Here is a 22,472-nt window from a genome sequence, read left to right as displayed (position 1 = left end):
TGACGGTACGTCAGATCGCCTGCTCCGGGAAGGCCGCGGCACCGCGAAAGACGAAGCTGTGGGCCCCCTGAATACACCCGGATTGTTGGCACCCGTTCAGTCACCGGCCGCCGCCCGCCACGGCGTCGGGTTCCGCACCATCGGACCCGGCGCCGTGACCTCTTCCGTACCCGTACAACCAGGTGACCTACGCCACAGGTCCCACCCATGTCTCCTACAGGCGTGATCGATCCGCAACCAATTCCCGGCTTGACCGAGACCCATCAACGCGCTGTCTGATTACGCTCGCGCTCATGGCCGACTCCAGACCCGCAGACCACCCCGACCAGCCTGATCAGCCTGATCAGCCTGATCAGCCCGATCGCCCCGTGTACGTGATCGGCGGCGGGCCGGCCGGGCTCTCCGTCGCGTACGCGCTGCGCGCCCGGGGTGTGCGTGCGGTCGTCCTGGAGAAGTCCGAGCACGTCGGCGCGTCCTGGCGGCGCCACTACGACCGGCTGCACCTGCACACCACCCGCCGCCTCTCGGCCCTGCCGGGCCTGGCGATGCCCCGCCGGTTCGGGCGCTGGGCGTCCCGCGACGACGTGGTGCGCTATCTGGAGAAGTACGCCGAGGTCCACGAACTGGAGACCGTCACCGGCGTCGAGGTCTCGCGCGTCGAGCGCACCCCCGACGGCACCGGCTGGCTGCTGCACGCCACCGGCGGCCGCGAACTGACCGGCGCCGCGGTGGTCGTCGCCACCGGCTACAACCACACCCCGCTGCTGCCCAACTGGCCGGGTCGCGAGACGTACAAGGGCGAGCTCCTGCACGCGGGCCAGTACCGCAACCCGGCGTCCTACGCCGGCCGTGACGTCCTCGTCGTCGGCGTGGGCAACACCGGCGCCGAGATCGCCGTGGACCTGGTGGAGGGCGGCGCCTCGCGGGTACGGCTGTCCGTGCGCACCGCCCCGCACATCGTCCGCCGCTCCACGGCCGGCTGGGCCGCCCAGTACACGGGCGTCCTCGTACGACGGCTGCCGGTCGGCCTGGTGGACCGGCTGGCGCGGCCCATGGCGAAGCTCAGCGTGCCCGACCTGTCCGCGCACGGCCTGCCCCGCCCCGACACCGGTCTCTACAGCCGGGTCAAGGAAGGTGCCATCCCGGTCCAGGACGTCGGCCTCATCGACGCCATCCGCAAGGGCAGGGTCGAGGTCGTCGCCGCCGTCGAGGGGTTCGAGGACGGCGAGGTGCTCCTGACCGACGGCACCCGGATCGGCCCGGACGCGGTGATCGCGGCCACGGGCTACACCCGCGCCCTGGAGGATCTCGTCGGTCACCTCGACGTCCTCGACTCGCGCGGTCGTCCGGTCGTCAACGGCGCCCGCTGCCCCTCCGCAACTCCCGGCCTCTTCTTCAGTGGTTACGTCACTCCGATCAGCGGCACCTTCCGCGAGGTGGCGATCGACGCCGAGAAGATCGCGAAGGCCGTCGTCAGGGACGGTTCGGGATCACTCTCCCGGCTCCCGGGATGACGTAGAACCCCCCAACTCCCTCCAGTAAAGCTCCCGTTACGTGTGCGCAAGATGTGACGGGGGCGTTGTCGTGTGCCCACATGCGGGGCCAGAATGTGAAACCTGCTCACCTTTCAGGCTCACTTTCAGGTCTCACCGAACTGCTCTCCCCTGACGGAGGATGCACGTGGCACGCGAAAGACAGCTCCCCCCGCTCTCCCGGCGCTCCCTGCTCGGCGGCGCCGCCGCGGCGGCCGGTGCCGTCACCCTCACCGGCACCGCCGCCTCTCCGGCCGCTGCCGCCGCCACCCGTGATGTGGACGTCGCGATCGTCGGCGGCGGCCTCGCCGGACTCACCGCGGCCCGTGACCTGGTCGCGGGCGGAAAGACGGTCGCCGTCCTGGAGGCCCGCGGCCGGGTCGGCGGCCGGGTGCTCAACCTGCCCCTGGCCAACGGCGGTGTCACCGAGGGCGGCGGCGAGTTCATCGGCCCCACCCAGGACCGCATCAAGGCCCTCGCGGACTCGCTCGGTGTGGGCACCTTCCCCACCTACAACACCGGCAACAACCTGCTCTACAAGGACGGCAAGAAGACCGCCTACGCCACCGACGGCCTCCTCGGCTCGGTCCCGCCGATCGACGCGGCCGGCCTCGCCAACGCGGCCATCGTCCAGGCCTCCCTCGACGACATGGCCAAGACGATCCCGGTGGACGCGCCCTGGACCGCGGCGAAGGCCGAGGAGTGGGACCGGCAGACCTTCGAGACCTGGCTGCGCGCCAACGCCGTGATCCCGTCGGCCAAGTTCCTCCTCGACGTGGCCTGCACCTCGATCTTCTCGGCCGAACCCCGGGAACTCTCCCTGCTGTTCGTCCTCTTCTACATCGCCGCCGCCGGCAACGAGACCACTCCCGGCACCCTGGAGCGCCTCACCGAGACCGCGGGCGGCGCGCAGGAGCAGCGCTTCGTCGGCGGCTCCCAGCAGGTGCCGATCAAGCTCGCCGCGGCCCTCGGCGACCGGGTGGTGCTGAACGCCCCGGTGCGCACGATCGCCAAGTCCGGCTCGAAGTACGTCGTCACGGCCGACGGCGTCACGGTCACGGCCAAGCGGGTCGTCGTCGCCGTACCGCCGCCGCTCGCGGCCCGCATCACCTACGACCCGCTGCTGCCCGCCGCCCGCGACCAGCTCACCCAGCGCCTCCCGATGGCCTCGGTGGGCAAGGCGATCGCGATCTACGACACCCCGTTCTGGCGGGCCGACGGCCTCAACGGCCAGGTCGTCAGCGACACCGGCGTGGTCAGCTCGACCTTCGACAACTCCCCGCCCGACGCCGCCTACGGCGCCCTGATGGGCTTCATCGAGGCCGACGAGGCGCGTGCCTACGACGCGGCGAGCGAGGCCGAGGTCAAGGCGGCCGTGCTGAAGGACTACGTGACGTACTTCGGCGCGAAAGCGGCCTCCCCCACCTCCTTCGTCCTGCAACGCTGGAACAACGAGGCCTACACCCGTGGCGGCCCCGTCTCCATCGGCGCTCCCGGCGTGCTCACCCAGTACGGGCCCGCCCTGCGCACTCCCGTCGGTGGCATCCACTGGGCCGGCACGGAGACCGCCGTCCACTGGAACGGTTTCATGGACGGTGCGGTGCGTTCGGGCGAGCGGGTGGCCAAGGAGGTGCTGGCGGTGCTGTAGGCCGGGCCCACCGATCCGTTCCTTTTGTGTGCACACCCATTCCTGACATCCCGTCAGTTCTGTAATCTGACAGAGCGTCAGTTAATCGTGCTGTCACACAGGAGCGGGCGGACCGATGCTTGGATCAACCCACGGCACCCTCACCACCGACTCCCGCCGGGCCCGGGTCATCGCATGCGGTGAGCAACCCGGACCGGCCGTTCACGGCAGGCCCGCCGAGGTCGACGATCTCGACGTCGGCGGCCGGCCGTTGTATGCCGACGTCCCCGATCTGGACCGCTTCTTCCGGCCGGAGGCGGTCGCCGTGATCGGCGCCTCGGACACCGAGGGCCGCCCGAACACCGGTGTCACCCGGCAGTTGATCGACTGGGCGGGCCGGGTCGGAGCCCGGCTGCACCCGGTGCACCCGACCCGCCCGTCCGTCTTCGGCATCCCCTGCGTGGCCGCCGTGTCCGATCTGCCCGAGCAGGTCGACCTCGCCGTCCTGCTGGTCGCCGACCCACTCCCCGTGATCGAGCAACTGGCCGAGGCCAAGGTGAAGTTCGCGGTCGCCTTCGCCTCCGGCTTCGCCGAGACCGGCGAGGAGGGCGCGGCCGCCCAGGAACGTCTCGCCGCCGCGGTGGCCCGGTCCGGGATACGCCTGCTGGGCCCCAACACCAACCTGAACGCCTTCTCGTCGTTCCGCGAGGATCTCGACGGTCCCGGCATCGCCCTCATCACCCAGTCCGGCCACCAGGGCCGCCCCGTCTTCGCCCTCCAGGAACTCGGCATCCGCCTCACCCACTGGGCGCCCACCGGCAACGAGGCCGACCTGGAGACCTCCGACTTCCTCTCCTACTTCGCCGAGCGGCCCGAGGTCGGCGCCATCGCCTGTTACGTCGAGGGCCTCAAGGACGGCCGTTCCTTCCTGCTCGCCGCCGACCGGGCGGCCCGCCGCAGGATGCCGGTGGTCGCGGTCAAGGTGGGCCGCACCGAGACCGGCGCCCGCACGGCCGCCTCCCACACCGGCAAACTGACCGGCGCCGACGCCGTGGTGGACGCGGCGATGCGGCAGTACGGCGTCATCCGCGTCGACGGTCTCGACGAACTCCAGGACACCGCGACCCTGTTGGCCCGCGCGAAGCCGCCGGTCGCCGAGGGGGTCGTCGTCTACTCGATCTCGGGCGGCACCGGCGCGCACTTCGCCGACCTGGCGACGGAGGCGGGGCTGAGGCTGCCGACGCTGTCCGACGCCAAACAGGCCGAACTGCACCAGTGGATACCGGAGTTCCTCAGCGTCGCCAACCCCGTCGACAACGGCGGGCACCCGGTCGGCGACTGGCGCGGCCGGAAGATCATCGACGCGATCCTCGCCGACCCGTCGGTCGGGGTGCTGATCTGCCCGGTCACCGGGCCGTTCCCGCCCCTGAGCGACCGGCTGGTCCAGGACCTGGTGGACGCGGCCGAGCAGACCGACAAGCTGGTGTGCGTGGTGTGGGGCTCGCCCGTCGGCACCGAACCGGCCTACCGCGAGGTGCTGCTCGGCTCCTCCCGGGTGGCCACCTTCCGCACGGTCGGCAACTGCATCACCGCGGTCCGCGCCTACCTCGGCCACCACCGCTTCGTCACCGGCTACCGCTCCCCCTTCGACGAGGCCCCGCGCACCCCCTCGCCGTCCTTCCGCAAGGCGCAGGCACTGATGCGCCCGGGCCAGCAGCTGAGCGAGCACGCGGCGAAGCAACTGCTGCGGGCGTACGGGATCCGGGTGCCGCGCGAGCAGTTGGTGACCAGCGCCGCGGCGGCCGTACGCGCGGCGGGCCTGGTCGGCTACCCGGTGGTGATGAAGGCGTCCGGGGCGAGGATCGCCCACAAGACCGAGCTCGGCCTGGTGAAGATCGGCCTGACCTCGGCCAGCCAGGTCAGGGACGCCTACCGGGAGTTGACCGACATCGCCCGCTACGAGGACGTCCCGCTGGACGGGGTCCTGGTGTGCCAGATGGTCGAGCGGGGCGTCGAGATGGTCGTCGGGGCCGCGCACGACGAGCTGTTCGGGCCGACGGTGACGGTCGGGCTCGGCGGAGTGCTGGTCGAGGTGCTGCGCGACACCGCCGTACGGGTGCCGCCCTTCGGGGAGGAGCAGGCCCGGGACATGCTGGAGGACCTGCGCGGGCGGGCACTGCTGGACGGGGTCAGGGGGCGGCCGCCCGCGGATCTCGACGCCCTCGTGGAGGTCGTCCTGCGTGTGCAGCGGATGGTGCTGGAGCTCGGGGACGAGGTGGCGGAGCTCGACATCAACCCGCTGATGGTGCTGCCCCGGGGGCAGGGGGCGGTGGCGCTGGACGCGTTGGTGGTGTGCCGGTGAGCGAGCTGCTGCACACCCTCGACGGCCAGGTCTCGTACATCACCCTCAACAGGCCCGAGGCCCTGAACGCCCTCACCCCGGGCCAACGCGACCGGATCATCGAGCTGTTGGCGCAGGCTTCGGGTGACCCGGACGTGCGGGCCGTCGTCCTCACCGGAACCGGGCGCGGCTTCTGCGCGGGGGCGGACCTGCGGGGCGGGGCGGGCGCGGGGGACCCGGTCCCCGGTGACGTGGCCCGCATGATCCGGCTCGGCGCCCAGCGCCTGACCGCCGCCGTCCTGGACTGCGAGAAGCCGGTGATCGCGGCGGTGAACGGCACCGCGGCCGGCCTCGGCGCACACCTGGCCTTCGCCTGCGACCTGGTGCTGGCCGCCGAATCGGCGCGGTTCATCGAGGTGTTCGTGCGACGGGGCCTGGTCCCCGACGGCGGCGGCGCCTACCTGCTGACCCGGCTCCTCGGCCCCCAGCGCGCCAAGGAGCTGATGTTCTTCGGCGACGCGCTGTCCGCCCCGGACGCCGAACGCCTGGGCCTGGTCAACCGGGTCGTCCCGGAGGGGGAGTTGGACAAGACGGCCCGCGAGTGGGCGGCCCGTCTCGCCACCGGCCCGACCCGCGCCCTCGCCCTGACGAAACAGCTCGTCAACGCCTCCCTCGACAGCGACCGCGCCACCGCCTTCGCCGCGGAGGCCACCGCGCAGGAGATCAACATGACGACGGCGGACGCGAAAGAGGGCGTGGCGAGCTTCGTGGAGCGCAGGCACCCGCAGTTCAGGGGCCGTTGAGGCACGCCGGAACCACGAGGAGCCGGTACGGCGGGCCAACCGCAACCGCCGCCCTCCACCCCTTCCTATCTGACACACCGTCAGCTTCAATGGAAGGGTGATGGGACAAGCAGGAATGGCGGAGGCGGCCGTCCGCTACCTCCGGTCCGGAAAGGCCCTCGCCGTCGAGGCGTTGCCCCGACCGGAGCTGAGGTGTGTCCGCGAGGACGAGCGGGCGCCGGTCGACCCGGGCGAGTTCCGGCGTGTGCTGGGGAGCTTCGCGTCCGGCGTGACCGTGGTGACGGCACCCGGGGCGGGCGGCGAGGGCCCCGCCGGCTTCGCCTGCCAGTCCTTCTCCTCCCTCTCCCTCGACCCGCCCCTCGTGGCCTTCATGGTCGGCCGCACGTCGACGACCTGGCCGCGCATCGCCCGGGCGGGCGTCTTCTGCGTGAACGTCCTGAGCGCGGACCAGGGCGACCTGTGCCGGAAGTTCGCGGTGCGCGGCGCGGACAAGTTCGCGGGCGTGACATATGACCCGGCCCCGGTCTCCGGCTCACCCCGCCTCGCGGGCACGCTCGCCTGGATCGACTGCACGATCCACGCGGTGCACACCGGCGGGGACCATCTCATCGTGGTGGGGCGGGTGGACACGCTGGGAACGGGCGAGGGAGAGGCGCCGCTGCTGTTCCACAACGGCCGGTTCGTCTGAGACACCGCGGCGCCCGCTCGTCGCCGGCGACCTCCCCCTGATCACCCGGACCGTCCTGGAGGGGATCTCTAGGCCACCGCGAGGACGGGGGCCGCCGGCGTGCGCCGGATCACCAGGGCCATCAGCGCTGCCGCCGCGCACAGCGCTCCCGACGCGTACCAGACCATGTCGTACGACCCGAACACGTCCCGTGCGACACCGCCGAGGAAGGCGACGACGGCCGCGCCGACCTGGTGGGAGGCGAGGACCCAGCCGAAGACGATCGCGCTGTCGTCGCCGTACTGCTCGCGGCACAGGGCGATGGTCGGCGGGACGGTGGCGACCCAGTCGAGGCCGTAGAAGACGATGAAGAAGAGCATCGGCGGGTGGACCGACGGGGCCAGCAGCATGGGGAGGAAGAGCAGCGAGATGCCGCGCAGGGCGTAGTAGACGGCGAGCAGGCGGCGCGGTTCGAAGCGGTCGGTGAACCAGCCGGAGGCGACCGTGCCGACGACGTCGAAGACGCCGATGACCGCGAGCAGAGAGGCGGCGGCCGTGACGGGCATGCCGTGGTCGTGGGCGGCGGGCACGAAGTGGGTCTGGACCAGGCCGTTGGTGGAGGCGCCGCAGATCGCGAAGGTGCCGGCGAGCAGCCAGAAGGGGCCGGTGCGGGCGGCCCTGGACAGGACCGTCAGGGTCCGGCGCGCGGCGCCCTGCACCGGTTCCGGCTTCGGTACGAACTCCTTGGCGCCGTACGGCCTGAGGCCCACGTCGGCCGGGTGGTCGCGCAGCAGCAGCCAGACGAAGGGAACGACCGCGAGGGCGGCGAGGGCGACCGTGATCGCCGCCGGACGCCAGTCGTGCTTCTCCACCATCCAGGACAGCACCGGCAGGAAGATCAGCTGGCCGGAGGCGGAGGCGGCGGTCAGGATGCCGGTGACCAGGCCGCGCCGCTCGGTGAACCAGCGGTTGGTGACGGTCGCGGCGAACGCCAGTGCCATCGAGCCGCTGCCCAGGCCGACCAGCAGCCCCCAGTACAGCATCAGCTGCCAGGCGGCCGTCATCCACACGGTCAGGCCCGAACCGACCGCGATCACGGTCAGCGCGACCGCGACCACCCGCCGGATGCCGAAGCGGTCCATCAGGGCCGCCGCGAAGGGCGCGGTCAGGCCGTACAGCGCGAGGTTGACGGAGACGGCCGCGCCGATGGTGCCGCGCGACCAGCCGAAGTCCTCGTGCAGGGGGTCGATGAGGAGTCCCGGCAGGGAGCGGAAGGCGGCCGCGCCGATGATCGTCACGAAGGTGACGGCGGCCACGAACCATGCCCGGTGGATACGGGTCGGCGGTCTTTCCGGCTGAGTCGCCGAGTCGGCGGCTGCGCTTGTCTGGGTCACGACATAGAGCTTCCGCCCTGCGCCGTCCCGGATCCATTGGCCCGCAGGACAGCATTCGCTAGGATCGGGCCATGGACATGGACATGGACATGGACCTGGACCGTGATGACCGTCGTGAGCCGGACTTCCGCCCGCACCGCGTCGTCGTCCTCGCCATGGACGGTGTCCTCCCCTTCGAGCTGGGCATCCCGCACCGGATCTTCGGCCGCCCGAGGGACGCGGAGGGGCGCTTTCTGTACGACGTCGTCACCTGCTCGATCCGCCCGCCGGGCCCGGTGCGGACCGACGCCGACTTCGCCGTCCAGGTCGAGCACGGCCCGGAGACCCTGGCCACCGCCGACACCGTGATCGTCCCGGCGTCGTACGAACTCGGCCCGGTCTTCGAACAGGGCGTGCTGACCGATGAGTTGGCCGCCGCCCTCGCACACATCCGCCCCGGCACCCGGCTCGCCTCCATCTGCACCGGCGTCTACGTCCTGGCCGCCGCCGGTCTCCTCGACGGCCGCCCCGCCACCACGCACTGGGCCGACGCCGACCGTCTCCAGGAGCTCTTCCCGCAGGTCAGGGTCGACCCGGACGTCCTGTTCATCGACGACGGGGACGTCCTGACCTCCGCGGGCGTCGCCGCCGGGATCGACCTGTGCCTGCACATGGTGCGCCGCGACCACGGCACGGCGGTCGCCAACGACGTGGCCCGCCGCACCGTCGTACCGCCGCACCGCGACGGCGGGCAGGCGCAGTACATCCACCGGCCCGTGCCCGACCCGCAGCAGTCGACCACGGCCTCGGCCCGCGACTGGGCGCTCAACCGCCTCCACGAGCCGATCCAGCTGCGGGACATGGCCGGGCAGGAGGCGATGTCGGTGCGCACCTTCACGCGCCGTTTCCGCGAGGAGGTCGGCGTCAGCCCCGGCCAGTGGCTCACCCGGCAGCGGGTGGAGCGCGCCCGGCACCTGCTGGAGTCCACCGACCTCTCCGTCGACCAGGTCGCCCACGACGCGGGCTTCGGCACCGCCCAGTCGATGCGCCAGCACCTGCAGGCGGCCCTCGGGGTCACCCCGACCGCGTATCGCCGCACCTTCCGCACCGGGAGCGGCTGTTTCGCGGGGAACCCCGGCGCCGCGTACGCGGTGATCCCCGCACCGGCGGCCTAGGGCCTGTGTGGGGTTGTGATCTGGGCTCGCGGGGCGTGGCACGCACTCCCCCAGAGGGGGGACCCCCAGCCGCGTTGCCGGAAGGCCCTCGTAGCTCCGCTACGAGGGCCTTCCGGCGCCTTGCGATCGCACGCACCACGCCCCGCTCCCTGATCCAGATCACAACCCCACACAGGCCCTAGAAGGTGAGCACCCCCCGGGCCACCCGTCCCGCCTCCGCGTCGGCCACCGCCTTCTCGAAGTCCTCGACGGGGTAGGTCTCCGTGACGAGTTCGTCGAGGAACAGCCGGCCCTGCCGGTAGAGCTCCGCGTACAGCGGGATGTCCCGCTGCGGCCGTGAGGACCCGTACCGGCAGCCGAGGACGGCCTTGTCGAGGAACATCGACGACACGACGAAGGACGCCTCCGCGCCCGCCGCCGGAACCCCCAGCAGCACCGCCTGCCCGTGCCGGTCCAGCGAGTCGATCGCGGCACGCACGAGTTCGACCCGGCCGACGCACTCGAAGGCATGGTCGACCCCGTGCGGCAGCAGCTCCCGCACCTCCTCGACCGAGGTCAGGAAGTCGGTCGCCCCGAACTGGCGGGCCATCGCCTCCTTGGCCGGATTGGCGTCCACCGCCACGATCCGCGACGCCCCCGCGATCCGCGCGCCCTGGATGACGTTGAGCCCGATCCCCCCGGTCCCGATCACCAGCACGCTCTCGCCCAGATCCACCCGGGCCCGGTTGAGCACGGCCCCGACCCCGGTCAGCACCCCGCACCCGATGAGGGCGGCGGACGGCAGCGGGATGTCCTTCGGGATCCGGACCGCCTGCACGGCCTTCACCACCGTCCGTTCCACGAAGGCGGAGTTGCACGCGAACTGGAACACCCGCTCCCCGCCCCGCGAGAAGGGCTTCTGGGGCCGCCCGATGGCCTTGCGGCACATGGTCGGGCGCCCCCGGTCGCAGTCTGCGCAGGCACCGCAGTTGGCGAGCGTGGACAGCGCCACGTGGTCACCGGGCCCGACATGCGTGACCCCCTCCCCCACGGCCTCCACGACACCCGCTCCCTCATGCCCGAGCACCACCGGCACCGGGAACGGGATCGTCCCGTCCACCACGGACAGGTCGCTGTGGCACAGCCCGGCCGCCGAGATCGCGACCAGCACCTCGCCCGGCCCCGGGTCCCGCACCTCCAGATCGTCGACGACCTGGACCTGCCTCCCGTCGAACAGCACGCCGCGCATCAGACGACCCCCTTGGGTTCCCTGGGCAGGCCGAGCACGCGCTCGGCGATGATGGTGCGCTGGATCTGGTCGGAGCCGCCGTAGATGGTGTCGGCCCGCGAGAACAGGAACAGCTGCTGGAGGTCGTCGAGTTCGTACGGCGAGGAAGCCGACCATTCGCGAGACCCGACGGCCGCCTCCGCGCCCCGCACGAGCATCGCCAGCTCCCCGAGCCGCTGATGCCACCCCGCCCACAGCAGCTTGGCCACGCTGGAGGCTCCGGCGTCACCCGAACCCCCCAGCGTGCGCAGGGCGTTCCACCGCATGGTCCGCAACTCGGCCCACTGCCGCACGAGCAGCGCACGTACGACGGGCTCGTCGACGGCTCCGGTGCGTACGGCAGCCTGGACCACCTGGGTCAACTCCTGGGCGAATCCGACCTGTTGGGCCAGCGTGGACACTCCTCGCTCGAAGCCCAGCAGGCTCATCGCCACCCGCCAGCCCTGTCCCTCGCCCCCGACGACATGCTCGGCGCGGGCGTGTGCCCCGTCGAAGAAGACCTCGTTGAACTCGCTGGTCCCGGTCATCTGCCGAATGGGCCGTACGTCGATGTGTCCCGGCTGGTCCATGGGTACGAGGAGGAAGCTCAGCCCGTGATGCCGACGGGACTCCGGGTCGGTGCGGGCGAGCACGAAACACCAGTCCGCTTCATGAGCGAGGGACGTCCAGATCTTCTGCCCGCTGATCCGATACGTCCCGTCCCCGCCCCGCACTGCCTTGGTCCGCACCCCGGCGAGGTCCGACCCCGCGCCGGGTTCGCTGTACCCCTGGCACCACAGTTCCTCGCCGGCGGCGACGGGAGGCAGGAACCGGGCCTTCTGCTCCTCGGTGCCATGGGCGAGGAGGGTGGGCGCGAGCAGCTTCTCGCCGATGTGCCCGGACCGCGCGGGCGCCCCCGACCGCGCGTACTCCTCGGCCCAGGCGACCTGCTGGGTGAGGGTGGCGGTCCGGTTGCCGTAACCGCCTTCGCCCCAACCAAGCCCGATCCACCCGGACTTGCCGAGGGTCCGCTCCCAGCCACGCCGGTCCTGCGCCCCATCGACATGCCCGGCAAGCCACCCCCGAGCCTCCCCCCGAAACACCTCATCCTCAGCCACAAACCCAAACTCCACAGCACCCTCCTACCGCCCGCACACCGGCCACACCAACCCACCCAGGGGCGCGGGGAACTGCGCAAAAACGCCCGCCCCCACCGAACCCGCAGCCACCAACCAAGCGCACCCAACACCCCCAGGGGCGCGGGGAACTGCGCAACCAGCCCCCACCAACCCGCGGCCGCCGGCAACGCGCACCCCCCGCCCTACCGGGCATTGGGCCGCCCCCCACCCCGCGCAGCCCGCTCCATCTCCCCCAACCGCTCCAGCATCGGCATCGGATCGACGCCAACACCCCCCGGCAGAGACTCCGCGATCGTTTCCGGCGTCCACCCGCCGGAGGCATACGCGGCACGCAGCTCCCGCGGCTGCGCCCACACCGCGATCTTCGGCCCCGCGACCGTGTACACCTGCCCGGTGACCTCCCGGGCCCGCTCCGACAGCAGGTAGACCACCATCGCGGCCACATCCTCGGGCTCCCCGATCTCGGAGAGCTCCATCGGCACGTTCGCCGACATCCGCGTACGCGCGACGGGCGCCACCGCGTTGGCGGTCACCCCGTACTTGTGCAGCCCGAGCGCGGCACTGCGGACGAGCGAGATGATCCCGCCCTTGGCCGCGCTGTAGTTCGCCTGCGAGACCGACCCCTGATGGTTCCCGCTGGTGAACCCGATCAGCGTCCCCGCCCGCTGCTTCCGCATCACGGCGGAAGCCGCCCGGAACACAGTGAACGTTCCCTTCAGATGGGTCGCGAGAACCGGATCCCACTCCTCCTCGGACATGTTGAACAACATGCGCTCACGCAGAATCCCGGCGACGCACACGACACCGTCGATCCGCCCGTACGAAGACAGCGCCGCGTCGACGACCCGCTGCCCACCCGCCATCGTCGAGATGTCGTCGGCCACGGCGACGGCCTCACCCCCGGCCGCCTCGATCTCCTTCACCACACCCGAAGCGACCTCACTCGTGGGAGACGCCCCGTCCATGGCGACGCCGTAGTCGTTGACGACGACCCGCGCCCCCTCGCCCGCGGCGGCCAGCGCGACGGCCCGCCCGATGCCCCGTCCCGCGCCCGTCACGGCGACGACCCTGCCTGCCAAGAAGTTCCCCACGTCCGGCCCCTTCCCGCGGTTTCTGACGGACCGTTAGATTTTATGACCCGTCAGATGTGCGGACACAAGCCCTGGGGAGGGCCCGATGTCACTTCCGGCCGCGTTCCACGACATCGCCAAGCGCGTGAACAACTGGGGCCGTTGGGGCGCCGACGACGAGATCGGCACGCTGAACCTGATCACCGACGAGGTCGTCCGCGAGGCCGCCGCGAGCGTCCGCACAGGTCGCCGCGTCCCGCTCGCCCTCCCCCTCCGGCAGGACGGCGTGCAGACCGGGATGATGCCGGGCCGGGTCAACCCCCTGCACACCATGGTGCAGATCAACCAGGAGATCTTCGGCCCGGGCACGGTCGCGTGCAGCGACGACGCGGTGACCATGGGGCTCCAGGCGGCCACCCACTGGGACGCGCTCACCCATGTCTCGCACTCGGGCATGCTCTACAACGGCCGCCCGGCCGGCACCATCACCCCGCACGGCGGCGCCGAGTTCGCCGGCATCGACAAGGCACGGCACGTCGTCTCGCGGGGGGTGCTTCTGGACGTGGCACGCGCGCGGGGCGTCGACCGGCTGGACGGCGGCCACGCCGTGACGCCCGAGGACCTGGACGCCGCCGAGGAACTCGCCGGCACGCGCGTGCGCGCCGGTGACGTCGTGCTCGTACGGACCGGGCAGATCCAGGTGTATCTCGCCGGGGACAAGGAGGCGTACGCCTATCCGTCGCCGGGCCTGTCGGTCCGCACCCCGGAGTGGTTCCACGCACGCGATGTCGCGGCGGTCGCCAATGACACGCTCACGTTCGAGATCTTCCCGCCCGAGATCGAGGACCTGTGGCTGCCGGTGCACGCGCTGGACCTGGTGGAGATGGGGATGCTCCAGGGTCAGAACTGGAATCTCGAAGAGTTGTCCACAGCCTGTGGACAAGAAGACCGCTACACGTTCCTGCTGTCGGCGATGCCGGAGCCGTTCGCCGGTGGTACCGGTACGCCCGTGGCCCCGGTGGCCGTTCTGTGAGGAGATCGGCCGGCGGCGCGCGGCCCGCCCCGAGCATTCCATCGCGCGCCGCCGTCATCGACTCCTCTCCGCCCCGGAGGAATCGACACCGCGTCACGATCCGCACCCGCCGAGGACTTCCGTCACCCCATCCCTCGACGTCCCCTCACGGCGGATCGCTGACAACAGCGTGATCAATCGAACACGTTGCGTCAACACCACTGAGGGGATTTGTCACTTAGAACCTTTTCATCCCGGCCGCGCACCGAGGCATCACCCGGCGCACCGACACATCGCGGGGCCAGGGGACTGCGGTTTCTGCGACCGTGCGCCGGTCACACCGCCTCGAACGCCAGCCCCTCGTAGGCGGAGGTGTCGATGACGAAGACCTCCGTGGCCTTCTCCGCCTGCGTACAGCGGTCCAGTTCGCACCAGATGCTCTTGCCGGTGCCTTCCCGGCTCCAGCCCCAGCGGTCGGCGAGGCCGTCGACGAGGGCGAGGCCGCGGCCGCCGGTCGCTTCGCCGTCCACACACCGCGGCACCGGGGCGCGGCCGCTGCAGTCGGCGACCTCCAGGCGGACGGTGGCCGACTCGGCCGCCGCGTCCGGCAGGGACAGCCGCAGCACGGCCGGCCGGCCGGTGTGCACCACGGCGTTGGTGACCAGTTCGGACACGAGCAGGATCAGGTTCTCGGCGAGTGGTTCGTCGGCCCCTATCCCGGATACGGCGAGCCGCGAGCGGGCCCACCGCCGGGCTCGCCCCACCTCTGCGGGGTCGGGCCGGATCTCCATCTGCACTTGAAGCACCTGCACCGCTCACACCATCCGAACCGGCGGGCACATGGCCTCGCGCCTCACGAGGGCCACGATCGTAGCCATTTTTTGCATGACCAGGAACAACGACCAACGACGATCAAAGCCGGGATTACACAACGTGAATCCCTTACGGGACAGCATGGTTGACGTTCCGTCACACCAACAAGCGCTTCGGGCATATTCCAGCGCGAAGGAGTACGCGTGCGGGATACTGTGCGACGCTCGCCGAGGGGAGTCGAACAGGCGGCGGGCGAAGGCCCTCCCACCCTGCGAGCTGCGGCGCGCATCGCCGGGTCCGGGGCCGCCCCATCGGCAACACCGGCATGGCTCATGCTCCGAACCACTCGCATCTCACACAAGGTACCGGAGCAGGACGCCGACTCCAGGACGTGACGAGTCACACATAGGACACAACCCGATATCAACGCTCCGTGATTCCGGTATGCCACAATCCGCGACACACACTCCGGGGTGGGCGTCTCAGGCCGCCAGATCGGCGGCGAGCGACTCCTCGCTCTCCGCACCGCCACCGCCGCGCCGGCCCCGCACCCAGGACCGCTTCAGCAGCAGCTGCACCTCGCACTCCCAGGTGAACCCCATCCCGCCGTGCACCTGGAGACAGTCCCGGGCTCCCCGTTCGGCCGCCTCGTCGGCCAGCAGCCGGGCCGCGGCGATGTCCACCGGGTCCGCGGTCACGGCGGCCGCGTACACCGCGGCCCGCGCGGTCTCCGCCCGCACCAGCAGCTGCGCGCACAGATGCTTGACCGCCTGAAAGGCCCCGATCGGCTGCCCGAACTGTTCCCGCGTCCTGGCGTGTTGCACGGCCAGCTCACACGCGCGTACGGCGGTGCCGAGCTGCTCGGCGGCGGTGAGGAGTACGGCGACGGGATCGGCCGCGCCCTCGCGTGCGCCCGGCACCCGGTGCAGCGGCGTCAGCGGATCGACCGACTTCAGCGGTACGGCCCCGGCGGCATCGCCGCGCACGACGTCCGCCTCCTCCAGCCACTCCACCAGCCCGCCCCGGTCGACGCCGGTCACGACGACCTCCCCCTCGGCGGCCCCGTCCACCACCCCCGCCGCGAGGTGGGTGGCCACCAGGGGCCCCGGCAGCAGAGTCCGCCCGGCCTCCTCGAAGACCAACACGGCCTCCGCCAGCCCGAGTCCGACACCGCCGTCCGCCTCGGGCACCCGCAGCGCGAAGAACCCGGCCGCTCCCAGCTCCCGCCACAGGACCCGGTCCAGACAAGGTTCTTCAACGGCAGCCCGCAAGGCCTCCCCGTCGAAGCGCCGCGCGAGCAACCCACGCACTCCGTCCCGCAATGCCACCTGATCATCAGTCAGTTGAAACCGCATGCCGAGCTCCCCTTTTCCACACCGCCCGCGGTATCCCACTCAGGGGCGCGGCCGGCCACAACGCCGCCGCACCCGGCAAACAGCGACAGGTCGCGCTCACCGCCCCTTCGACAGCCCGAGAATCCGCTCGGCCACGATGTTCCGCTGGATCTGCGAGGTCCCGGCCGCGATGGTGTACGACAGGGAGGACAACCGGTCGAGCACCCACGGCTGTTCGAGGTCGAGCGACTCCGGGCCCAGGACCTCCGCCGCCGTGTCGTACAGCTCCTGGCGTGCGTGCGAGTAGCTCAGTTTGAAAACCGAGCCCCCCACGCCGGGCACCCCGCCGTTCGCCTCCGCCTCGCTGACGTTCCACTGCGTCAGCCGCCACAGCGCCCGGAAGTCGGCGTTCAGCCGTCCCAGCCGCCGCCGCAGCACCGGATCGTCCCAGCGCCCGTTGTCCCGTGCCGTACGGGCGAGTTCGCCGAGCACGCGGCGGCAGGCGACCACCTCGCCCACGAAGGCCGTACCGCGCTCGAAGGACAGCGTCACCATGGTCACGCGCCAGCCGTCGTTCTCGTCTCCCACCCGGTTCGCCACCGGCACCCGCACCTCGTCGAGGAACACCTCGGCGAACTCGGCGGATCCGGCGAGCGTCCGCAGGGGGCGCACCGTCACGCCGGGCGAGGACATCGGCATGGCCAGCCAGGTGATCCCGCGGTGCTTCGGGGCCTTCGGGTCCGTCCGCACCAACAGTTCGCACCAGTCGGCGACTTCGGCGTGCGAGGTCCAGATCTTGGAGCCGGTCACCACGTAGTCGTCGCCGTCCCTGCGCGCGCGGGTGCGCAGGGCCGCGAGGTCGCTCCCGGCTTCCGGTTCGCTGAACCCCTGGCACCAGACCTCCTCGCCGCGCAGGATCGGCGCCAGCCAGCGTTCCCGCTGTGCTGCGGTGCCCTCGGCGGCGATCGTCGGGCCCGCGTGGAGCAGCCCCACGAATCCGGCGCCCACGTAGGGTGCGCCCGCGGTCTCCGTCTCCTCCAGGAAGATCAGCCGGGTGGTCGGCGAGGCGTCCCAGTGCACGTGCGCGTACCCGGCGTCGTACAGCATGCGCTGCCAGCCGAGGTCGTAGGCCCGGCGCCCGGGCCAGTCCTGCGGGGAGGGCTTCGGCGGCAGCGCGGGGAGCGCCTTGGCGAGCCACTCGCGCAGCCGCGCCCGGAACTCCTCCTCCTCCGGCGTGTACGCGAGATCCATGACGGCACCCCCCATATCTGATAGCCCGTCAGATACCGCTCGTGCACGAAGGCTAGGTCCCGCACCCCTGGACCGACAAGGCGTCGAGCCCTACGCTCTGCCCACGATCTGACTGCCCGTCAGTTCCACAAGGGGGCCGCCGTGACCGACACCGCCCGTGCGCTCAGCGCGTCCCGCACCCTCTGGGACCTCCTCGCGCGCCGCGCCGACCTGACCCCCGGCCGCCCGGTCCTCCTCCAGGACGACCGCACCCTCACCTTCGGCGAACTGCGCGCGCGCGGCGAGCGGGTGGCGGCCGGCCTGTACGGCATGGGCGTACGGCCCGGCACGGTCGTCGCCTGGCAGCTGCCCACCCGGATCGAGACGGCCCTGCTCTCCTTCGCGCTCGCCCGCCTGGGTGCCGTGCAGTCGCCGGTCATCCCGTTCTACCGCGACCGCGAAGTCGGCTTCGCGCTGAGGGAGTCGAAGGCGGAGTTCTTCGCGGTGCCGGGCGTCTGGCGCGGCTTCGACCACACCGAGATGGCACGCCGGCTCGGCGCGAAGGGCATCTTCGAGGCGTACGACGACCTCCCGGACGGCGATCCGGCCCTACTGCCCGCCCCGCCCGCCGACGGCACCTCGGTCCGCTGGATCTACTGGACCTCGGGAACCACGTCCGACCCCAAGGGCGTTCTGCACACGGACCGTTCGCTGATCGCGGGCGGCTCCTGCCTCGCGCACGCACTGCGGCTGACGGCGGACGACGTGGGGTCGATGGCCTTCCCGTACGCGCACATCGCGGGCCCCGATTACACCGTGATGCTGCTGCTGTACGGCTTCCCGGCGGTGATGTTCGAGCAGTTCGCGCTGCCGGACGCGCTGGAGGGCTACCGCAAGCACGGGGTGACGGTGGCGGGCGGGTCCACGGCGTTCTACTCGATGTTCCTCACCGAGCAGCGCAAGCGGCCCGGCGAGCGGATCATCCCGACCCTGCGGCTGCTCGCCGGCGGCGGGGCGCCCAAGCCGCCGGAGATCTACCACGCCGTCGTACGCGAGTTGGGGGCGCAGCTCACGCACGGGTACGGCATGACCGAGGTGCCGATGATCACGATGGGGGCGCCGGACGACACCGTGGAGAACCTGGCGACGACGGAGGGGCGGCCCCCGGAGGGGATGTCCGTGCGGATCGTGGACGGGGAGGTACGGCTGAAGGGGGAGGCCGTCTGCCAGGGGTATCTGGATCCGGCGCAGACCGCGGAGGCCTTCGACGAGGAGGGGTTCCTGCGCACCGGCGACCTGGGGTTCGTGAAGGACACCGGGCACCTGGTGCTCACCGGACGACTCAAGGACGTGATCATCCGCAAGGGCGAGAACATCTCGGCCAAGGAGATCGAGGACCTGCTGGCCGCGCATCCGGCCGTCGGGGACGTGGCGGTGATCGGGCTGCCGGACGCCGAGCGCGGGGAACGCGTGTGTGCCGTCGTGGAACAGCCCGAGGGCGCCGAGGAGTTGACCCTGGACGCCGTGAGCGCGTATCTGCGCGCGGCGGGCCTGTCCCCCCACAAGCTGCCGGAGCAGCTGGAGGTGGTGGACGCCCTTCCGCGCAACGAGGCCCTGCGGAAGGTCCTGAAGTACAAGCTCAGGGAGCGTTACTCGGGGACGGTGAAGTAACGGGCGAAGGCGGGCACGATCTCGGCCTCGCCGACCTTGCCGTCGCCGTCGGTGTCCAGGGATGCGGCGGCGGCCCGCGCGATGTCCTCGCCCACGCCCAGGATGGTGAGCACACGCGCGGTGTCCTCGACGGTGGCGCGTCCGTCGCCGTCCTGGTCGGCGACGTCGATCGCCGCGTGCAGGAAGGGACGGGCGATCTCGGCGAACCGGTCCGGGTTGTCGCGCAGCCGCTTGAGCGCGCCGTTCACGAACTCGTCGCGGGTGATCCGCTGGTCGCCGTCCCGGTCCGCGATCCCGGCCATGCCCTGCCAGAACGCCTCCGCGCCGGCGTACAGCGCCTGTCCCTTGTCGGAGCGTGCCGTGGTGGCGAACTCGGTGAGCAGCGCCTTGGCCGCCACGTTGAAGTCCTCGCGGTCGATGTAGCCGTTGCCGTCCTGGTCGAAGGTGGCGAACCGGCCGGCGATCCTGCGCTCGTACTCGCTGCTGACCATGTCTTCTCGGACCGCCTCACATCACATCGGATCGCGTCGGATCACATCGGGTGCATCTCGCACGGAGCGTACGACGCGGGCGGCGCCCCGGGGGCCGGAAGGTGGCGCTTGTGCCAGGACCGGGGGAATTTCGGGACAACGGTGTGGCAGTCGGGGTGCCCCAGGTCACCACCGTGCGGACGCAGGCGGGTACGCGGGTCCACGGGTGTACGCGCTCAGGCGGACAGTGGTCCCGCCTCCTCGTCGGTCGCCGAGTCCAGGTCCGGGTGGACCTCGAACAGACGGCGGACTCCCAGGGCACCGAGGACGCGGTTGACGTGGGAGCCCTCGGCGGCGCCCTGTTCCGGGAGGATCAGGCGCAGATCGCCCTGGCAGGAGCGGATCAGGCGGCGGGAGGCGATGAGGACGCCGACGCCGCTCGAATCGCAGAAATACACCTCGGAGAGGTCCAGGACGAGACTGTGGCGCCCCTCGGCCACCACGTCGTGGACTCGCTGGCGGAGCACCGGCGAAGTCACCAGGTCCAGCTCTCCCGTCACACTGAGCACGGCCCAGTCGCCCTGCTCGTCGCCGGTCACATTGAACGCCACCACCATGCCCTTCGCTCGCCGGAAAGCAAACGGAAGCCTTTCCTACGCTTCCTTGCAGCGCGGCTGCCCAGCGGCCGTTCCCTGAAACTCGGGCCGAGAAACGGAAATCGTTCGGAAGAGGCTTGTTTTAGTCGGCTTCGATCCTGTTCGATCGGGTCTGATCAACAGATGGACGGGTAGGGAAAGGTCCACTACCACCTGAGGCCCCTCGGGGGGCGCGCATTGGAACAAAGGGGCGTGCGCTGCCGGAGGTGCCGACTACATTCGAAGAGACGGTGGGCGCAGGCTTGACTCGGACACTTCCAGGGTGAGGGGGCCGCATGGCGAAGAAGGACGCACCGCCCCGCTGGGACCGCAAGATGCAGCAGCGGCTCGCACGCGGTGAGGCGGCCGCGCTCGGGGAGCTCTACGACCGTTTCGCTTCACTTGTGCACGGGCTCGCCCACCGGGTGCTCGAAGACGAGCGCGCCGCCGACGGCATCACCCGGGACGTCTTCACCCACGTCTGGGAGCACCCCGAGGCCTACGACCCCAAGCAGGGCCCGCTGCGCTCCTGGGTCGCCGGTCTGACCCACCGCCTGGCCGTGCAGCGGCTGCGCGTCACCGAGACCGCCGCGCTCACCCAGGGCGGCGAGGACGCGGTCGCCGACACCGAGGAACTGGAACGCAAGGTGCACCGCGCCTCGGTCGCGGCCCGCGCCGACTACATCGTCCAGGCCATGCCCACCCCGCTGCGGGCCGCCCTGGAGCTGGCCTACTTCCAGCGCCGCGACTACCGCCAGACCGCCGCCGACCTCGGCGTCACCGAGGACGAGGCCCGCCGGCGCCTCCGCCTCGGCCTCCAACTCCTGTCCACCGCCCACGACACCGGAGCACCGGGCGCTCCACCGGGATACGGGGGCGCGGCGTGAGCGACAGTTTCGATGCATACGACGACCGCGACGGTGACGGCAGGGGCGACTCCGATCCCGGTGGGCCGCCCCGCATACCCCTCCCCCGGGCCTCCGTCGAGGACACCGGCCGGCCGCTGCCCGACCTGGACGGGCTGCCGGACCCCGCTCCCCTCGTTCTGGAGCACCCTGTGCTGAAGGCACTGCTCGGGGCGTGGGCGCTGGCCGCGTGCTCCCCGGAGGAGACGGCCGCCGTGGAGGATCACCTCGGCGGCTGCGGCTCCTGTGCCGACGAGGCACTGCGGCTGCGCGGGGCCGTAGGACTGCTTCAGCGCCCGGAGAGCCTCGACCTCGACCCCGGCCTGCGCACCCGTGTCCTCGACCGCTGTCTCGACCGGCGCCCGCCGCGTATCCCGCTGCCCGTGTGGGCCACGCCCTACGACGCCGAGACCGCCCGGCTCGACGCGCTGCTCCAGGACTTCGGCGACGCGGAGTGGCACGCCCCGGTCAGGCTGCGCTGGTTCGACGCCGACAAGGCGACGAGCCGCCGTACGACGGTCGCCGGGGTCATCGCCCACCTGCTGTCCGTCGACGGTCTCGTCGCGGTGGCCCTGGGTCTGGACGATCCGATGGGCGAGGTCGCCGCGGACGCGCCCACCCCGGCGGGCCGTACCGAGGCGTACTGGCGCGCGTCCCACTTCCCGCCGACCCGCTCCGTCCGGGGCCCCTGGCGCGAGCAGAGCCACGACCTCGTGCGCACGGTGTCCTTCACCGGCGGTACCGCCGGGAAGCTCGCGGTGGCGTACGGCGACTTCGAACTCCCCCTCCACGACGCGATGCTGGACCGCGCCTTCGAGTGCTGGGTCCACGCGGAGGACATCGCGGAGGCGGTCGACTACCCCTACCGGCCCCCGGCCCCCCGCCACCTCAACCGCATGATCGACCTGGCGGCCCGTGTGCTGCCCGCGGCGCTGGCGCAACGGCGGCAGCAGGGGCTGGCGTCACCTCTCCCCGGACGGCACCTGGCACCCGCCGGGGAGCCGGGGCGCAGCCTGCGCCTGGAGATCGAGGGCCTGGGCGGCGGCGAGTGGCTGATCCCCCTGGACTCCCCGGCGGCGGTCGGTTCGGCGGCGCACGAGGTGGCCCATGTGGCCCTGGACGGCGTCGAGTTCTGCCAACTGGCGGCCGGCCACGTGTCTCCTGCGGAAGCTGCGGCAGGTCAACTGGGTGACCGCGAGGCCATCAAGGACGTGCTGCGGGCGGCGGCAAGCTTGAGCCGGATGTAGAAGCGTCACCTGCGGGCCGGTGGGGGCTGGTCGCGCAGTTCCCCGCGCCCCTGGGTGGATGCACCGAAGGTGCCTCAGGGACGCGAGGAACTGCGCCAACGGCCCCCACCGGCCCGCAGCCGCCCCACGACAGCAACCCCCGGCCCCCTGGGCAGATGCACCGAAGGTGCCCCAGGGGCGCG

19 protein-coding genes are annotated in these 22,472 nt (G+C 71.7%); 10 read left to right on the top strand and 9 right to left on the bottom strand.

Going from position 1 to position 22,472, the window contains the following annotated elements:
* The first annotated feature begins 293 nt into the window (after positions 1 to 293).
* From ACFYRX_RS30780 to ACFYRX_RS30760, 5 genes are all read left to right on the top strand, one after another.
* Positions 294 to 1,514: a flavin-containing monooxygenase gene (locus ACFYRX_RS30780; protein WP_389106604.1), complete on the top strand. Its 1,221-nt coding sequence runs from the start codon at positions 294 to 296 to the stop codon at positions 1,512 to 1,514.
* Between the two features lie 166 nt (positions 1,515 to 1,680).
* Complete coding sequence (locus ACFYRX_RS30775) at positions 1,681 to 3,180, top strand: flavin monoamine oxidase family protein (RefSeq protein WP_389106601.1); 1,500 nt, start codon at positions 1,681 to 1,683, stop codon at positions 3,178 to 3,180.
* Positions 3,181 to 3,295: 115 nt separating this feature from the next.
* Positions 3,296 to 5,521 (top strand): acetate--CoA ligase family protein, encoded by a 2,226-nt coding sequence (locus ACFYRX_RS30770; RefSeq protein WP_389106599.1) that lies wholly within the window; start codon positions 3,296 to 3,298, stop codon positions 5,519 to 5,521.
* Positions 5,512 to 6,303 (top strand): enoyl-CoA hydratase/isomerase family protein, encoded by a 792-nt coding sequence (locus ACFYRX_RS30765; protein WP_389106597.1) that lies wholly within the window; start codon positions 5,512 to 5,514, stop codon positions 6,301 to 6,303. The genes ACFYRX_RS30770 and ACFYRX_RS30765 overlap by 10 nt, the downstream gene beginning before the upstream one ends.
* A 100-nt stretch (positions 6,304 to 6,403) precedes the next feature.
* Entirely contained in the window at positions 6,404 to 6,991 is a 588-nt protein-coding gene (locus ACFYRX_RS30760) for a flavin reductase family protein (RefSeq protein WP_389106594.1), read from the top strand.
* A gap of 68 nt (positions 6,992 to 7,059) precedes the next feature.
* Here the strand turns inward: ACFYRX_RS30760 and ACFYRX_RS30755 are convergent, their stop codons facing one another.
* The gene (locus ACFYRX_RS30755) at positions 7,060 to 8,364 is read right to left on the bottom strand and encodes an MFS transporter (protein WP_389106591.1); all 1,305 of its coding nucleotides are present in this window, start codon (positions 8,362 to 8,364) and stop codon (positions 7,060 to 7,062) included.
* A 71-nt stretch (positions 8,365 to 8,435) separates the two neighbouring features.
* On the opposite strand from ACFYRX_RS30755, the gene ACFYRX_RS30750 reads away from it, so the two are divergent.
* Positions 8,436 to 9,518, top strand: a complete 1,083-nt coding sequence (locus ACFYRX_RS30750; protein WP_389106589.1) for a GlxA family transcriptional regulator — start codon at positions 8,436 to 8,438, stop codon at positions 9,516 to 9,518.
* Positions 9,519 to 9,696: 178 nt separating this feature from the next.
* Here the strand turns inward: ACFYRX_RS30750 and ACFYRX_RS30745 are convergent, their stop codons facing one another.
* The 3 genes from ACFYRX_RS30745 to ACFYRX_RS30735 form a co-directional block, all read right to left on the bottom strand.
* On the bottom strand, positions 9,697 to 10,746 hold the full coding sequence (locus ACFYRX_RS30745; RefSeq protein WP_389106586.1) for a Zn-dependent alcohol dehydrogenase: 1,050 nt from the start codon (positions 10,744 to 10,746) through the stop codon (positions 9,697 to 9,699).
* A complete protein-coding gene (locus ACFYRX_RS30740; RefSeq protein ID WP_389106583.1) occupies positions 10,746 to 11,897 on the bottom strand; it encodes an acyl-CoA dehydrogenase family protein in 1,152 nt (383 codons plus the stop codon). The genes ACFYRX_RS30745 and ACFYRX_RS30740 overlap by 1 nt, the downstream gene beginning before the upstream one ends.
* Before the next feature lie 188 nt (positions 11,898 to 12,085).
* Entirely contained in the window at positions 12,086 to 12,994 is a 909-nt protein-coding gene (locus ACFYRX_RS30735; RefSeq protein ID WP_389106581.1) for an SDR family oxidoreductase, read from the bottom strand.
* Between the two features lie 85 nt (positions 12,995 to 13,079).
* Between ACFYRX_RS30735 and ACFYRX_RS30730 the strand changes: the two genes are divergently transcribed.
* Complete coding sequence (locus tag ACFYRX_RS30730; protein WP_389106578.1) at positions 13,080 to 14,006, top strand: cyclase family protein; 927 nt, start codon at positions 13,080 to 13,082, stop codon at positions 14,004 to 14,006.
* Between the two features lie 314 nt (positions 14,007 to 14,320).
* On the opposite strand, the gene ACFYRX_RS30725 is transcribed toward ACFYRX_RS30730, so the two are convergent.
* From ACFYRX_RS30725 to ACFYRX_RS30715, 3 genes are all read right to left on the bottom strand, one after another.
* Positions 14,321 to 14,782 carry an ATP-binding protein gene (locus ACFYRX_RS30725; RefSeq protein ID WP_389106928.1) on the bottom strand — a complete coding sequence of 154 codons (462 nt, stop codon included), beginning with the start codon at positions 14,780 to 14,782 and terminating at the stop codon, positions 14,321 to 14,323.
* A gap of 498 nt (positions 14,783 to 15,280) precedes the next feature.
* Entirely contained in the window at positions 15,281 to 16,153 is an 873-nt protein-coding gene (locus ACFYRX_RS30720; protein ID WP_389106575.1) for an acyl-CoA dehydrogenase family protein, read from the bottom strand.
* A 96-nt stretch (positions 16,154 to 16,249) separates the two neighbouring features.
* Entirely contained in the window at positions 16,250 to 17,383 is a 1,134-nt protein-coding gene (locus tag ACFYRX_RS30715; protein WP_389106573.1) for an acyl-CoA dehydrogenase family protein, read from the bottom strand.
* A gap of 141 nt (positions 17,384 to 17,524) precedes the next feature.
* Between ACFYRX_RS30715 and ACFYRX_RS30710 the strand changes: the two genes are divergently transcribed.
* On the top strand, positions 17,525 to 19,033 hold the full coding sequence (locus tag ACFYRX_RS30710; RefSeq protein ID WP_389106570.1) for a class I adenylate-forming enzyme family protein: 1,509 nt from the start codon (positions 17,525 to 17,527) through the stop codon (positions 19,031 to 19,033).
* Here ACFYRX_RS30710 and ACFYRX_RS30705 read toward each other — a convergent pair.
* Together ACFYRX_RS30705 and ACFYRX_RS30700 are read right to left on the bottom strand one after the other, a co-directional pair.
* A complete protein-coding gene (locus tag ACFYRX_RS30705) occupies positions 19,012 to 19,524 on the bottom strand; it encodes an EF-hand domain-containing protein (RefSeq protein WP_389106568.1) in 513 nt (170 codons plus the stop codon). The two genes, ACFYRX_RS30710 and ACFYRX_RS30705, sit on opposite strands and share 22 nt — an antisense overlap.
* Before the next feature lie 215 nt (positions 19,525 to 19,739).
* On the bottom strand, positions 19,740 to 20,120 hold the full coding sequence (locus ACFYRX_RS30700) for an STAS domain-containing protein (protein ID WP_389106565.1): 381 nt from the start codon (positions 20,118 to 20,120) through the stop codon (positions 19,740 to 19,742).
* Positions 20,121 to 20,434: 314 nt separating this feature from the next.
* Between ACFYRX_RS30700 and ACFYRX_RS30695 the strand changes: the two genes are divergently transcribed.
* Both ACFYRX_RS30695 and ACFYRX_RS30690 read left to right on the top strand, forming a co-directional pair.
* Positions 20,435 to 21,025, top strand: a complete 591-nt coding sequence (locus ACFYRX_RS30695; protein WP_389106562.1) for a sigma-70 family RNA polymerase sigma factor — start codon at positions 20,435 to 20,437, stop codon at positions 21,023 to 21,025.
* Positions 21,022 to 22,290 carry a zf-HC2 domain-containing protein gene (locus tag ACFYRX_RS30690; protein ID WP_389106559.1) on the top strand — a complete coding sequence of 423 codons (1,269 nt, stop codon included), beginning with the start codon at positions 21,022 to 21,024 and terminating at the stop codon, positions 22,288 to 22,290. Before ACFYRX_RS30695 ends, ACFYRX_RS30690 begins: the two co-directional genes overlap by 4 nt.
* Positions 22,291 to 22,472: the final 182 nt, after the last annotated feature.

The sequence above is a fragment of the Streptomyces sp. NPDC005374 genome (assembly GCF_042872225.1).
In the GTDB taxonomy this organism is placed as follows: domain Bacteria; phylum Actinomycetota; class Actinomycetes; order Streptomycetales; family Streptomycetaceae; genus Streptomyces.
This window is presented reverse-complemented; position numbering and strand designations above follow the sequence as displayed.